This is a genomic window from Cupriavidus sp. H18C1, assembly GCF_049311595.1.
Lineage (GTDB): Bacteria > Pseudomonadota > Gammaproteobacteria > Burkholderiales > Burkholderiaceae > Cupriavidus > Cupriavidus cauae.
Genome location: NZ_CP186008.1, coordinates 363147 through 377145 on the forward strand (window position 1 = coordinate 363147; position 13999 = coordinate 377145).

The 13999-nt window shown below is 67.1% G+C and carries 11 protein-coding genes; all 11 read right to left on the reverse strand.

What is annotated here, in order from left to right; genetic code table 11:
• Positions 1-46 precede the first annotated feature (46 nt).
• A complete protein-coding gene (locus OJJOAM_RS01805) occupies positions 47-1912 on the reverse strand; it encodes an acyl-CoA dehydrogenase (protein ID WP_422648705.1) in 1866 nt (621 codons plus the stop codon).
• Between the two features lie 80 nt (positions 1913-1992).
• Positions 1993-2418, reverse strand: a complete 426-nt coding sequence (locus tag OJJOAM_RS01810) for a PaaI family thioesterase (RefSeq protein ID WP_422649464.1) — start codon at positions 2416-2418, stop codon at positions 1993-1995.
• Positions 2419-2531: 113 nt separating this feature from the next.
• The gene (locus tag OJJOAM_RS01815; RefSeq protein ID WP_422648706.1) at positions 2532-3710 is read right to left on the reverse strand and encodes an acetyl-CoA C-acyltransferase; all 1179 of its coding nucleotides are present in this window, start codon (positions 3708-3710) and stop codon (positions 2532-2534) included.
• 73 nt (positions 3711-3783) lie between these two features.
• Entirely contained in the window at positions 3784-4431 is a 648-nt protein-coding gene (pncA, locus tag OJJOAM_RS01820; protein ID WP_422648707.1) for a bifunctional nicotinamidase/pyrazinamidase, read from the reverse strand.
• Between the two features lie 35 nt (positions 4432-4466).
• Positions 4467-6560 carry a 3-hydroxyacyl-CoA dehydrogenase NAD-binding domain-containing protein gene (locus OJJOAM_RS01825; protein ID WP_422648708.1) on the reverse strand — a complete coding sequence of 698 codons (2094 nt, stop codon included), beginning with the start codon at positions 6558-6560 and terminating at the stop codon, positions 4467-4469.
• Positions 6561-6881: 321 nt separating this feature from the next.
• Positions 6882-7595 (reverse strand): ABC transporter ATP-binding protein, encoded by a 714-nt coding sequence (locus OJJOAM_RS01830; protein ID WP_422648709.1) that lies wholly within the window; start codon positions 7593-7595, stop codon positions 6882-6884.
• Positions 7595-8419: an ABC transporter ATP-binding protein gene (locus OJJOAM_RS01835; protein WP_422648710.1), complete on the reverse strand. Its 825-nt coding sequence runs from the start codon at positions 8417-8419 to the stop codon at positions 7595-7597. Before OJJOAM_RS01835 ends, OJJOAM_RS01830 begins: the two co-directional genes overlap by 1 nt.
• Positions 8416-9729: a branched-chain amino acid ABC transporter permease gene (locus tag OJJOAM_RS01840; protein ID WP_422648711.1), complete on the reverse strand. Its 1314-nt coding sequence runs from the start codon at positions 9727-9729 to the stop codon at positions 8416-8418. Before OJJOAM_RS01840 ends, OJJOAM_RS01835 begins: the two co-directional genes overlap by 4 nt.
• A 4-nt stretch (positions 9730-9733) precedes the next feature.
• Entirely contained in the window at positions 9734-10681 is a 948-nt protein-coding gene (locus OJJOAM_RS01845) for a branched-chain amino acid ABC transporter permease (protein WP_150082973.1), read from the reverse strand.
• 168 nt (positions 10682-10849) lie between these two features.
• The gene (locus OJJOAM_RS01850) at positions 10850-12088 is read right to left on the reverse strand and encodes a branched-chain amino acid ABC transporter substrate-binding protein (RefSeq protein WP_422648712.1); all 1239 of its coding nucleotides are present in this window, start codon (positions 12086-12088) and stop codon (positions 10850-10852) included.
• A gap of 158 nt (positions 12089-12246) precedes the next feature.
• The gene (locus tag OJJOAM_RS01855) at positions 12247-13872 is read right to left on the reverse strand and encodes a 3-(methylthio)propionyl-CoA ligase (protein ID WP_150082975.1); all 1626 of its coding nucleotides are present in this window, start codon (positions 13870-13872) and stop codon (positions 12247-12249) included.
• Positions 13873-13999 lie beyond the last annotated feature (127 nt).

A 13999-nucleotide genomic window follows, 5' to 3' on the forward strand; every position in this document is an offset into this window, starting at 1 on the left:
GTCCTGCGTGTCCGATGTCTCGTGGATGCTGGTGAATGCGCCCGTTCTAGAACCAGGCGTCCTGCATGTCGAGCGTGGTGCGGTCCAGCGACGCCAGCAGATCGAGCTGCGGGCCGACCTTCGGCAATTCCCAGCGGAAGAAGTAGTCCGCCGCCGCGAGCTTGCCGCGATAGAAGTCCGCGTCCGCATGACCCGACGGCAGCGCCGCCAGCGCGCGGTGCGCCAGCATCGCCTGCTCCAGCCAGATCCAGGCGACCACCACGTGGCCGAACGCCTCCAGATAGACCGAGGCATTGGCCAGCGTCACCGCCGGATCGCCGGCCGCCCACAGTTGGGCCGTGACGTCGGACAGCCGCGCAACGCGCGCCGCCAGCGCGCGCGCATGCGTGCCCAGCGCCGCGTCGCCGCTGGCCATCGCGCGCTCGATGGTGGCCTGCACCACCTGCCCCAGCGCCTTGAAGGCGGCGCCGTCCTTCATCACGACCTTGCGCCCGAGCAGGTCCAGCCCCTGGATGCCGTGCGTGCCTTCGTGGATCGGATTCAGGCGGTTGTCGCGATAGAACTGCTCGACGTTGTACTCGCGCGTATACCCGTAGCCGCCATGCACCTGGATCGCCAGGCTGTTGGCCTCCAGGCACCATTGCGACGGCCAGCTCTTGGCGATCGGCGTCAGGATGTCGAGCAGCAAGGCGAGGCGCTGATGCTCGGCCGTATCCCCGGCGGTGGCCGCGGCGCGCTCCTCGTCGACCAGCCGCGCGCAGTACAGGTTCAGCGCGAGCCCGCCCTCGACGTAGCTCTTCTGCGCCAGCAGCATGCGGCGCACGTCGGCATGCTCGACCAGCTTGACCTGCGGGCTCGACGGGTCCTTGCCGCCGGGGCCGACCGGCCGGCCCTGCGGCCGGTTGCGCGCGTAGTCCAGCGCGTGCAGATAGCCGGTATAGCCGAGCATCACCGCGCCCAGGCCCACGCCGATGCGGGCCTCGTTCATCATGTGGAACATGCAGGCCAGGCCCTGGTGCGGCTGCCCGACCAGGTAGCCGATCGCGCCCGGCTTGCCGCCGGGCCGGTAGCGCGTGCCCTCGCCGAAGTTCAGCAGGCAGTTGGTGGTGCCGCGATAGCCCATCTTGTGGTTCAGGCCGGCCAGCACGACGTCGTTGCGCTCGCCCAGCGAGCCGTCGGCATTGACCAGGAACTTGGGCACGATGAACAGCGAGATGCCCTTGACGCCGGGAATCAGCTTGCCGTCCGGGTCCGGGATCTTGGCCAGCACCAGATGCACGATGTTGTCGGACAGCTCGTGCTCGCCCGCCGAGATCCACATCTTGTTGCCGCGCAGCCGGTATTGCGCGCCCAGCGGCGATTCGCCCTCGTACTCGGCGCGCGTGGTGATGTCCGACAGCGACGAGCCGGCCTGCGGCTCGGACAGGCACATGGTGCCGAAGAAGCGCCCTTCCAGCTCCGGCTTGACGAAGGTGTCGATCTGCGCCGGCGTGCCGTGCGTCAGCAGCAGATTGGCGTTGCCGATGGTCAGGAAGGGATAGGAGCTGGTGCCGACGTTGGCGCCCTTGAAATACGCGAAGCCGGCCTTCTCGACCACCACCGGCAGCTGCATGCCGCCCAGTTCGTAGTCTTGCCCGGCCGCCATCAGGCCGGCGTCGCAGAACGCCTTCAGCGCGGTCCTGACTTCGGGGATGATGGTGACGGTGTCGCCGTCGAAATGCGGTTCCTGCTGATCGTTCTTCTTGTTGTGCGGCGCGAACAGATCGGTGGCGATCTTCTCGCAGGTATCGAGCGCGGCGTCGAAGGTCTCGCGCGAGTGGTCGGCATAGCGCGGGATGCGCGTCAGCGTTTCGACATCGAGCCACTCGTAGAGCAGAAAATCGAGGTCGCGGCGGGAAAGGATCAACGACATGGCGATTGCCGCTCCTTGGGATGGGAATGGATGGGGGGGAATGCGGACGTCGCCGTCCGCATCGCCGCCGGAAGGACCGCTCAGCCCGCCTCGCCCATCCGCGCGATGGTGCCCTGCGCGACCGCGCACAGCTTTTCCTCGCCGTCCTGGACGGCAAAGACATCGCAACGGACCACGGCCTGCTGCCGCCCGCGGCTGACGCACTCGGCACGCGCGATCAAGCGCTCGCCCAGCGCGGGGCGCACGTAATTGATCTTGTATTCCGAGGTCACCACCGGCGCCGCCATCGCGGCGCCGCCGGCATAGGTCAGCGCGTTGTCGGCCAGATAGCTGACCACGCCGCCGTGGGCAAAGCCATGCTGCTGCCTCAAGGGCTGGCGCAGCGGCAGTTGCAGCTCGGCGCGCTGCGGCGTCAGCGCGGTCAGCTCCGCGCCGAGCAGCACCGAGAACGGCTGCTCGGCGAGGATCGCGCGGCCGTGGGCCAGCAGGTCCTCCGACGCGCCCAGGTCGCGCGGCTGGCCGCGCTCGCCGGGCTCGTTGGCAGAGCCTGCAGAGCCGTTGGCCGCGGCCGAGCCGGCGGACGGTGTGGCGGACGGTGCGGACACCGGGGGGCCTCGGCTTACAGCACCTCGAACAGGCCGGCCGCGCCCTGGCCGCCACCGATACACATGGTGACGACCACGTACTTGACGCCGCGGCGCTTGCCTTCGATCAGCGCATGGCCGACCAGGCGCGCGCCCGAGACGCCGTACGGGTGGCCCACCGCGATCGCGCCGCCATTGACGTTCAGGCGGTCCATCGGGATGCCCAGCGTGTCGGCGCAGTACAGCACCTGCACGGCAAACGCCTCGTTCAGCTCCCACAGGCCGATGTCCTCGACCTTCAGGCCGGCCTTCTTCAGCAGCTTGGGCACCGCGAACACCGGGCCGATGCCCATTTCATCGGGCTCGCAGCCGGCCACCGCGAAGCCGCGGAAGGCGCCGAGCGGCTTCAGGCCGCGCTGCTCCGCCAGCTTGGCGTTCATCACCACCGCGGCCGAGGCGCCGTCCGAGAACTGCGACGCATTGCCGGCCGCGATCACGCCGCCGGGCATCGCCGTGCGGATCTTGGACACGCCTTCGTAGGTGGTATCCGGGCGGATGCCTTCGTCGGCCGAGACCGTGACCTCGCGCGTCACCAGCTGCCCGGTGGCCTTGTCGGCGACGCCGGCCAGCACCGTCAGCGGCACGATCTCGTCGTTGAACTTGCCGGCCTCCTGCGCCGCCGCCGCGCGCAGCTGGCTCTGCACGCCGTACTCGTCCTGGCGCTCGCGCGGGATGTTGTAGCGCTTGGCGACGTTCTCCGCGGTCTGCAGCATGCTCCAGTAGATTTCCGGCTTGTTCTTGACCAGCCAGCCTTCCTGGATCATGTGGCGGTTCATTTCCTGCTGCACGCAGGAGATGCTTTCCACCCCGCCGGCCACGAACACGTCGCCCTCGTCGGCAATCACGCGCTGCGCGGCCATCGCGATGGTCTGCAGGCCCGACGAGCAGAAGCGGTTCACCGTGGCACCCGGCACCGTTACCGGGCAGCCGGCGCGCAGCGCGATCTGGCGCGCGATATTGGCGCCGGTTGCGCCTTCGGGATTGGCGCAGCCCATCAGCACGTCCTCGACCTCGCCCGGCTCGATGTTGGCGCGCGCGATCGCGTGCTGGACCACATGGCCGCCGAGGGTGGCGCCGTGCGTCATGTTGAAGCCACCCTTCCAGCTCTTGGCCAGACCGGTCCGTGCGGTCGATACGATCACTGCCTCGTTCATTTGTTGCTCCTCAGTATTCTCGGTGTCTGGTGTGTCTCGATGTCTCGGTGCCCGCGCCCTCGCGCGGGCCATCTCAGCTCAGCAGCTCGGCGGCGCGTACCCTGCCGACGCCCGCCTCGGCGAGGCTCGCCCAGGCGGCGTCCAGCGATCCGTTCAGGTCGATCGCGCGGCAGGCGTCCTCGACCACCACCGCGTCGAAGCCCGCCGCGCGCGCGTCCAGCGCGCTCCAGGCCACGCAGTAGTCGGTCGCCAGCCCGACGCAGACCACCCGGCGCACGCCATGCTCGCGCAGGTAGCCGGCCAGCCCGGTCGGGGTCGTGCGATCCGCCTCGACAAAGGCGGAATAGCTGTCGACCTCGCGCTGATGGCCCTTGCGGATCACCAGCCGCGCGTGCGGCACCGCCAGTTGCGGATGCAGCTCGGCGCCCGCTTGCCCCTGCACGCAGTGCGCGGGCCACAGCACCTGCTCGCCATACGGCAGCGTGGTGGTCTGGAACGGCGCCGCGCCGGCATGGTTGACCGCGAACGACACGTGGTCGGCCGGATGCCAGTCCTGCGTCAGCACCACATGCGCGAACGCCTCGGCCAGCCGGTTGATCACCGGAACGACCTGGTCGCCTTCGGGCACGGCGAGCGCGCCGCCGGGCATGAAGTCGTTCTGCACATCGATCACCAGCAGGCAATCGCTGTTGCCGAAGCGTCTGCGCAAGGTCGTGTCCATCGCGTCGCCGTTGTCGCCGTGGCCGCCGTCGCCGCTCAGCCGTTGAAGCCCTTGCCCTCGGCCGCCAGCTTCTTGAGCAGCGGCGCCGGCTCCCACGCTTCGCCGTGGTAGCCCTTGGCATAGCGCTGCATCGACAGCAGCACGTTGTACAGGCCGACCTGGTCCGCGTACAACATCGGGCCGCCGCGATGCAGCGGGAAGCCGTAGCCGGTCAGGTAGACCATGTCGATGTCCGAGGCCTTCGAGGCAATGCCTTCCTCGAGAATCTTCGCGCCTTCATTGACCAGCGCGTACACCAGGCGCTCGACGATCTCCTCGTCCGAGATCTTGCGGCGCGTGATGCCGAGATCCTTGGAATGCTGGACGATCATCTCGTTGACCTGCTGGTTCGGATACGGCTTGCGGTCGCCCGGCTTGTAGTCGTACCAGCCCGCGCCGGTCTTCTGGCCGAAACGGCCCATCTCGCACAGCAGATCGGCGGTCTTCGAATACTGGATGTCCGGCTTCTCGACCGCGCGGCGCTTGCGGATGGCCCAGCCGATGTCGTTGCCGGCCAGGTCGCCCATGCGGAACGGGCCCATCGCGAAGCCGAACTTCTCGATCGCCTTGTCGACCTGCTCGGGCAGCGCGCCCTCGTCCAGCAGATAGCCGGCCTGGCGGCTGTACTGCTCGATCATGCGGTTGCCGATGAAGCCGTCGCAGACGCCCGACACCACGGCGGTCTTCTTGATCTTCTTGGCGACCTGCATGACCGTGGCCAGCACGTCCTTGCCGGTCTTGTCGCCGCGCACCACTTCCAGCAGCTTCATCACGTTGGCCGGGCTGAAGAAGTGCATGCCGACCACGTCCTGCGGACGCTTGGTGAACGAGGCGATCTTGTTGACGTCGAGCGTCGAGGTGTTCGAGGCCAGGATCGCGCCGGGCTTGGCGACTTCGTCCAGCTTCTTGAACACGGTTTCCTTGACGCCCATTTCCTCGAACACCGCCTCGATGATCAGGTCGGCGTCCTTGATGTCGTCATAGGACAGCGTCGTCGACAGCAGGCCCATGCGCTGCTCGACCTTCTCCTGCGTCAGCTTGCCCTTCTTGGCGCTGTTCTCGTAGTTGCGGCGGATCGTCGCCACGCCGCGGTCCAGCGCTTCCTGCTTGGTTTCCAGCACCGTGACCGGGATGCCCGCGTTCAGGAAGTTCATCGAGATGCCGCCGCCCATGGTGCCCGCGCCGATCACCGCGACCTTCTCGATCTTGCGGGTCGGCGTGTCCGACGGCACGTCGGGGATCTTGCTGGCGGCGCGCTCGCCGAAGAAGGCATGGCGCAGCGCGCGCGATTCCGGCGTATTGACCAGGAACATGAAGCCTTCGCGCTCCAGGCGCAGGCCCTCGTCGAAGGGCTTGAGCGACGCGGCCACGGCCTCGACGCACTTGCCCGGCGCCGGGAAGTTCTTCGCCACGGCGGCGACGGTGTTCTTGGCGAAGGCGAGGAAGCCTTCGGCGTTTTCATGGCGCACCTTCAGGTCGCGCACCTTCGGGTGCGGGCCGGGCGCGGACGCCGCCTTGCGCGCGAAGGCGATCGCGGCGGGCAGCACGTCCCCCGCAGTGGTCCCTTCCACGATCTCGTCGAACAGCTTGGTGCCGGCGAACTTCTCCGACGGCACTGGATTGCCGGTGACGATCATGTTGAGCGCGGCCTCCAGGCCGATCACGCGCGGCAGGCGCTGCGTGCCGCCGGCGCCCGGCAGGATGCCCAGCTTGACTTCGGGCAGCGCGATCTGCGCACCCTTGGCGGCGACGCGGTAGTTGCAGCCCAGCGCCAGTTCCAGACCGCCGCCCATCGCCACCGAATGCACCGCGGCGACGACCGGCTTGGTCGAATTCTCGATCACCTTGATCACCGAATGCAGCGTCGGCTCCTGCGTCGCCTTCGGCGTATTGAACTCGCGGATATCGGCGCCGCCCGAGAACGCCTTGCCGGCGCCGGTGATGACGACCGCCTTGACCGCGGCATCGTCCAGCGCACGGGTCATGCCTTCGACGATGCCAAGCCGGGTGCTGTGACCCAGGCCGTTGACAGGGGGATTGTCGAGCGTGATGACGGCGATGCCGTCCTGAACCTGATACTGCGCTGTCATGCTGGTTCCTTTGGTGTCTTGGTTGTCTCGGGATTCGAATTCTCGAATATTGTTTTACTTCGGCTGCGCCATGGGCACCCTGGAATGGTACGCGCGAGCGGCCGACCCGGGAGGCGCAGCGAAACAAGCATACACAAAATAGAACGGTCGTTCAATTTCTATTTTGGGGGGAGAAATTCGCCGCTGCAGGCACAAAAAAAGCGCGCCATGCGGGGGCTGCATGGCGCGCCTTCATGGCATGCATGGTCGAAACGGAAGCGGTCGATAACAGCCGCTTCACGGCCTCTTTAGCGGCCTCTTCAACAGCCTGTTCTGGGGCCCTCAAACCTCCAACCACTCCTTGCGCACCTGCGCATTGCCCTTCAGCTCGGCCGGCGTTCCCTCGAAGACGATATGGCCGTGGCCCATCACGTAGACGCGCTGCGAGATGTCGAGCGCGATCGCCAGTTTCTGCTCGATCAGCAGCACCGAGACGCCGCGCTCCTTCAGCACCTTCAGATAGTCGGCGACCTGGGCGACGATCATCGGCGCCAGCCCTTCGGTGGGCTCGTCGATCAGCACCAGGTCGGGGTCGCCCATCAGCGTGCGGCACAGCGTCAGCATCTGCTGCTCGCCGCCGGACAGCACGCCGGCCGGCGTGTTCTCGCGCTCCCTCAGGCGCGGGAACAGCGCGAACATGTCGTCGGTGCTCCAGCGCGGCCGGCTCTGGCGCGGGTTCGGCTTCTCTCCCAGCAGCAGGTTCTGGCGCACCGTCAGCGTGGGGAAGATGTCGCGGTTCTCAGGCACGTAGCCGACGCCCAGGTGCGCGATCTCGAAGGTACGCCGCCCGAGGATCTCGTCGCCGCGAAAGCGCACCGAGCCCTCGGCCTTGACCATGCCGAGGATGGCCTTGGCCATGGTCGAGCGCCCGACCCCGTTGCGCCCCAGCAGCGCGACGATCTCGCCCTCGTCGATATGCAGATCGACGCCATGCAGGATATGGCTCTTGCCGTAGTAGGCGTGCAGCCCCTGCACTTCCAGCATGCGCTTGCCCATCAGTGCGCCCCCTCGCTTGCGCTTGCGCCCACCGCGCCCTCGTCTTCGCCCCCGCCTTCGCCGTCGTCCAGCGTCGTGCCCAGGTAGGCCTCCTTGACGCGGCGATCGTTGCGGATGGCCTCGGGCGTGCCGGTGGCGATCACCTCGCCGTAGACCAGCACCGAGATGCGGTCCGCCAGCCCGAACACCACGCTCATGTCGTGCTCGACCATCACCAGCGTCTTGCCCACGGTGACCTTGCGGATCAGCTCGACCGCATGGTCCGACTCGGAGCGACTCATGCCGGCGGTCGGCTCGTCCAGCAGGATCACGTCGGCGCCGCCGGCGATGGTGATGCCGATCTCCAGCGCGCGTTGCTCCGCGTAGGTCAGCAGGCCCGATTGCGTATGGCGCCGGTGCTGCAGGCCGATCAGCTCCAGCACCTCCTCGGCCCGTTCCCGCGCGTCGCGCAGCTCCGACAGCCGGTGCCAGAACGAGTACTTGTAGCCCAGCGCCCACAGCACCGCGCAGCGCAGGTTCTCGAACACCGTCAGCCGATGGAAGATGTTGGTGATCTGGAAGCTGCGCGACAGCCCCTTGCGATTGATCACGAAGGGCTGCAGGCCGCCGATCTCCTCGCCATTGAGCCGCACCGAGCCCGAGGTCGGCGCGAAGCGGCCCGAGATCAGATTGAAGGTGGTCGACTTGCCCGCGCCGTTGGGGCCGATCAGCGCATGGCGCTCGCCGCGCGCGATGTTCAGCGTCACGCCGCGGATGATCTCGGTCTGGCCGAAGCGCTTGCGCACATCGGTCAGCTCCAGCGCCGCCGTGGTATCCCGCCTCATGCCGCTCCTCCCGCGATTTCCGCCTGCACCTTGTCCCAACGCAGGCGTGCCTGCCCCACCGTGAAGCGCCATGCGGCCAGCCCCACCAGCCACAGCGCGGCCGCCACGCCCCACGGCGCCAGCGTGCCGGCATCGAACGCGATGCCGAACAGCGACATCGCGGTGCCGTTGGCGCTGTCGACCTGCACCTTGTAGACCAGCTCCACCGTCAGGATGATCGCCGCCAGCAGTACCACCCCGGCCAGCGCGCACAGCCCGTAGGACGGCAGCATCTGGCGGAACTTGCCGCGCGCCACCAGCGGCAGCTGCATCATCAGCAGGCTGGCGAGCCCGCCCGGCACGAACATCACCATCAGCACGAAGAACAGGCCCAGGTAGAGCAGCCAGGCCTTGGTCAGGTCCGACAGCGCGACCGCGAACAGCACGAACACCACCGCGCCGATGATGGGCCCGAAGAAGAAGCCGGCGCCGCCGATGAAGGCGGCCAGCAGCACGCCGCCGGAGCGCACGGCGCTGACGTTCTCCGCCGACACGATCTCGAAGTTGATGGCCGCCAGCGCGCCCGAGATGCCGGCGAAGAACGCCGACAGGATCAGCACCAGATAGCGCACGCGCTGGGTGTTGTAGCCGATGAATTCGGCGCGCTCCGGGTTGTCGCGCACCGCGTTGGCGATGCGGCCCAGCGGCGTCTGCGTCCACGCGTACATCGCCGCCATCGACAGCAGGCACCAGATCGCGATCAGGTAATAGACCTGCCGGCCCGGCCCGAACGTGATGCCCAGGAACGGCTCGCCGACCACGCGGTTGGTCGAGATGCCGCCCTCGCCGCCGAAGAACTCCGGGAACATCAGCGAGCTGGCGAACACCATCTCGCCGATGCCAAGCGTGATCATCGCAAAGGTAGTGCCGGACTTCTTGGTCGTCACGTAGCCGAAGATCACGCCGAAGAAGGCGCCCGCCAGGCCCCCGACCAGCGGCAGCAGCGACACCGGCATCCATACCGTGCCGGCGCCGGCCATGTTGAGCACATGGACCGCGATGAACGCGCCCAGGCCGGAGTAGACCGCGTGCCCGAACGACAGCATGCCGGTCTGCCCGAGCAGCATGTTGTACGACAGCGCGAACACGATCATGATGCCCATCTGCGACATCAGCGTGATGGCAAACCCGCCGGTGAAGATCAGCGGCAGCACCAGCATCAGCAGCGCCGTGGTGCCCCACAGCAGCCAGCGGCCCAGGTTCAGCGGCCGGTAGCGCATCGTGCCGCCGCTCAGCGCGGTGTCTTGCGTGCGTTGCATCGTCGATTCCATCGCCTCAGCTCTCCCGGGTTCCCATCAGGCCGCGCGGGCGGAAGATCAGCATCACGACCAGCAGCAGATACGGCAGCACCGGCGCGACCTGCGCCACCGTCAGCCGCCACAGCGAATAGAACGGCGTTTCGCTGGTCACGTTCAGCCCCAGCGAATTGAACATGCCGGCCAGCGACGCGTCGATGGTCACCGCGAAGGTCTGCAGCAGCCCGATCAGGATCGACGCGATGAACGCCCCGACCAGCGAGCCCATGCCGCCGACCACCGCCACCACGAACACGATCGAGCCGACCGCCGCCGCCATCGACGGCTCGGTGACGAAGGCATTGCCGCCGATCACGCCGGCCAGCCCCGCCAGCGCGGCACCGCCGCCGAACACCAGCATGAAGACGCGCGGCACGTTGTGGCCCAGCGCCTCGACCATCTCGGGATGCGTCAGCGCGGCCTGGATCACCAGCCCGATGCGCGTGCGCGTCAGCACCAGGTAGATCGCCACCAGCATCGCCAGCGACACCAGCATCATGAAGGCGCGGTATTTGGGGAAGGCCGAGGTGAACACGGTGAAGAGCGGACCGTCGAGCTCGGCCGGAATCCGGTACGGCACCGCCGCCAGTCCCCACACCAGCTTGACGCCCTCCTCAATGAGGTACGCCAGGCCGAAGGTGAACAGCAGCTCGGCGACGTGGCCGTACTTGTGCACCGCCCGCAGGCCGAAGCGCTCGACCAGCGCGCCCGCCACCGCCACCAGCAGCGGCGCGACGATCAGCGCCGGCCAGAAGCCGATCGTGGTCGAGATCGAATAGGCGAAATAGGCGCCGAGCATGTAGAAGCTCGCATGCGCGAAGTTCAGCACGCCCATCATGCTGAAGATCAGCGTCAGGCCCGACGACAGCATGAACAGCAGCAGCCCGTAGCTGATGCCGTTCAACAGCGAGATGATGAAGAATTCCACAGCCAGTCCTTCCATCTGGCGCCGGGCCGGCGGCATGGGCCGCCGACCGGCGAAGGCGAAGCGAGGGCGGGCGCGGCGGCCGTATCTGTGCCCCCAGGGGCCGGCAGCATACCACCGGCACTGGCGGGCATCGACTCCACGGGCGCGCCGCGCGTGGCGCGTCCGGAATCAGCCTGGACGCTTCATCTGGCAGGAGGTGGGTTGAGCGGCGACATGCGCGTCCAGCACCGCGTTGGTCTTCCAGCCGTAGCCGGTGTTTTCCTGGTCGTACTTGACTTCCTTGCCGTCGACCTTGGTCCAGGTGGCGATGGTCAGCGGCTGCTGGGCCTGGTGGTCGGTGGCGCGCATCTCGACGGTGCCGTTCATGCTCTCGACCTTCATGCCCTCGAGCGCCTTGGCGACCTTGACCGGATCGGTCGACTTGGCGGTCTGGAACGCCTTGCTGAGCATGGCGATGCCGGTGTACGAAGCCATCACGTAGAAGTCGTCGTTGTACTTCTTCTCGTAGCCTTCGATGACGTCCGAGCCGCGGAAGCCCTTGTTGTTCGGGTTGTAGTAGCCGACATAGCGCACGCGGTCGGCACCGGCCGCGCCCATCGCCGTCGGCACCCCGGTGGTGCCCGCGTAGTAGGTGTAGAAGTTGGCGTTCAGCCCGGCGTCCTTGGCGGCCTTGATCAGGAGCGCGAGGTCGCTGCCCCAGTTGCCGGTGATCACGGTATCGGCGCCGGCGGCCTTGATCTTCGCCACGTACGGCGAGAAGTCCTTGACCTGCGCCAGCGGGTGCAGGTCCTCGCCGACGACCTGGATGTCGGGACGCTTGCGCTTCAGATATTCCTTGGCGGCGCGCGCGACCTGGTGGCCGAACGAGTAGTTCTGGTTGATCAGGTAGACCTTCTTGACGTTCTGGTCCTGCGCCAGATAGGTGGTCAGCGCCTCCATCTTCATGTCGGAGTTCGCGTCCAGACGGAAATGCCAGTAGTTGCATTTCGAGTTCGTCATGTCCGGATCGACCGCGGCATAGTTCAGATAGATGATCTCCTTGCCGGGGTTGCGCTCGTTGTGCTTGGCCACCGCGTCCTGCAGCGCCAGGCCGACCGACGAGCCATTGCCCTGCACCACGTAGCGGATGCCCTGGTCGACCGCCTGCTTCAGGATCGTCAGGCTCTCCTGCGGCGACAGCTTGTTGTCGAATCCCACGACCTCGAACTTGTGCCCGCCGGCCCAGTTCTTCTGATTGGCCAGCTCGGCGACGTACTGCCAGCTCTTGAGCTGGTTCTGGCCGACCGGCGCCATCAATCCCGACAGCGGATCGATGAACGCGATCTTCACCGTATCCGCCGCGGCGGCCCCCGGACCCAACGCAGCGAGCAATGCCACGCCGGCGACGAGCGGACGCAATCTGATCATGGTTTGTCTCCTTCTCTCTTTCTCTCGTTGGCTATCGTGATGAGCGGGCGACCGGGGCCGCCGCTTGTCTCGCGGCTTTCCCCATGGGCCCGTTTGCTTCTACGGCGGCGCCACCGAAGGCGCCGCCGCTGCTGCACGTGCTCTGCGACGGCCCCGCCTCAGGCCGTCGGCAGCCGATAGTCCTTGAACTGCTCGCGCAGCTTCAGCTTCTGCATCTTGCCGGTGGCCGTCAGCGGGATCTCGTCGACGAAGGCGACATCGTCGGGAATCCACCATTTGGCGACCTTGCCCTCGAAGAAGGCCAGCAGCTCCTCGCGCGTCAGCTCGGTGCCGGGCTTCTTCATCACCACCAGCAGCGGCCGTTCGTCCCACTTGGGATGGTGGACCGAGATGCAGGCGGCCATATGCACCGCCGGATGCGCCGCGGCCACGTTCTCCACGTCGATCGACGAAATCCATTCGCCGCCGGACTTGATCACGTCCTTGCTGCGATCGGTGATCTGCATGTAGCCGTCGGCATCGATGGTGGCGACGTCGCCGGTCGGGAACCAGCCGTCGACCAGCGGCGAGCTGTCGCTGCGGTAATAGCGGTCGATGATCCACGGGCCGCGCACCATCAGGTCGCCGAAGGCCTTGCCGTCCCACGGCAGCTCGCGGCCCTCGCCGTCGACGATCTTCATGTCGACGCCGTAGATGACCCGGCCCTGCTTCTCCAGGATGGCCTGCTGCTGCTCGGGCGGCAGCGCCAGATGCTTGTTCAGCAGCTTGCACGTGGTGCCCAGCGGCGACATCTCGGTCATGCCCCAGGCATGGATCACCTCGACGTCGAGCGCGTTCAGCGCCTTGATCATCGCCGGCGGCGCGGCCGAGCCGCCGATCACCGTGCGCTTGAAGCTGGAGAAGCGCAGCTTGTTGGCCTGCACGTGCTGCAGCAGGCCGAGCCAGACCGTCGGCACGCCGGCCGAGAAGGTGACCTGCTCCTGCTCGAACAGCTCGTACAGCGAGGCGCCGTCGAGCTTGGCCCCGGGGAACACCAGCTTGGCGCCGACCAGCGGCACCGAGTACGGCAGGCCCCAGGCGTTGACGTGGAACATCGGCACGACCGGCAGGATCACGTCCTTGGCCGAGCAGCCGAGCGCGTCCGGCAGCGCCGACGCATACGAATGCAGCACCGTGGAGCGATGCGAATAGAGCGCGCCCTTCGGATTGCCGGTGGTACCGGAGGTGTAGCAAAGGCTGGACGCGGTGTTCTCGTCGAAGCTCGGCCAGCTGTAGTCGCCGTCCTGGCTCTCGAGCAGATCCTCGTAGCACAGCAGCGGCAGCTTCGATTCGGCCGGCAGGTGCGCGCGGTCGCTCATCAGCACCCAGCCCTTGACCTGCGGGCAATGCGGCGCGAGGCCCTCGACCAGCGGCAGGAAGGTCAGGTCGAAGAAGACGTAGCGGTCCTCGGCGTGATTGACGATATAGGCCAGCTGCTCGGGGAACAGCCGCGGGTTGATGGTGTGGCAGACCGACCCCATCCCCGACACGGCATAGTAGATCTCGAGATGGCGGTAGCCGTTCCACGCCAGCGTGCCGACCCGCTCGCCGGGCTGCACGCCCAGCTTGCCCAGCGCCTGCGCGAGCTTGCGCGCGCGCAGCTCGCAATCGCGGTAGGTATAGCGGTGGAGATCCCCTTCGGTGCGCCGCGAGACGATTTCGGTGCTGCCGTAATGGCGGGCGGCGTGGGTGATGATGGAGGAAATGAGCAACGGCGCGCCCATCATTTGTCCCATCAATGCCATGGGAATGGTCTCCTGTATCGGTTGCGATGTCCGCTGCGGCCAAGCCGAGAAGCGAACAATCGTTCTTTTTTAGGCCGACAAAAACCTTCCAGCGGAAGGCGTCGACAAACACGCTCGCACTGCCCTC

Excerpts from the sequence above, each read along its gene's own strand:
- pncA (WP_422648707.1), bottom strand. The coding sequence starts at position 4,431 with ATGGACACGACCTTGCGCAGACGCTTCGGCAACAGCGATTGCCTGCTG.
- OJJOAM_RS01835 (WP_422648710.1), bottom strand. The coding sequence starts at position 8,419 with ATGAGGCGGGATACCACGGCGGCGCTGGAGCTGACCGATGTGCGCAAG.
- OJJOAM_RS01825 (WP_422648708.1), bottom strand. The coding sequence starts at position 6,560 with ATGACAGCGCAGTATCAGGTTCAGGACGGCATCGCCGTCATCACGCTC.
- OJJOAM_RS01805 (WP_422648705.1), bottom strand. The coding sequence starts at position 1,912 with ATGTCGTTGATCCTTTCCCGCCGCGACCTCGATTTTCTGCTCTACGAG.
- OJJOAM_RS01815 (WP_422648706.1), bottom strand. The coding sequence starts at position 3,710 with ATGAACGAGGCAGTGATCGTATCGACCGCACGGACCGGTCTGGCCAAG.
- OJJOAM_RS01855 (WP_150082975.1), bottom strand. The coding sequence starts at position 13,872 with ATGGCATTGATGGGACAAATGATGGGCGCGCCGTTGCTCATTTCCTCC.
- OJJOAM_RS01830 (WP_422648709.1), bottom strand. The coding sequence starts at position 7,595 with ATGGGCAAGCGCATGCTGGAAGTGCAGGGGCTGCACGCCTACTACGGC.
- OJJOAM_RS01850 (WP_422648712.1), bottom strand. The coding sequence starts at position 12,088 with ATGATCAGATTGCGTCCGCTCGTCGCCGGCGTGGCATTGCTCGCTGCG.
- OJJOAM_RS01840 (WP_422648711.1), bottom strand. The coding sequence starts at position 9,729 with ATGGAATCGACGATGCAACGCACGCAAGACACCGCGCTGAGCGGCGGC.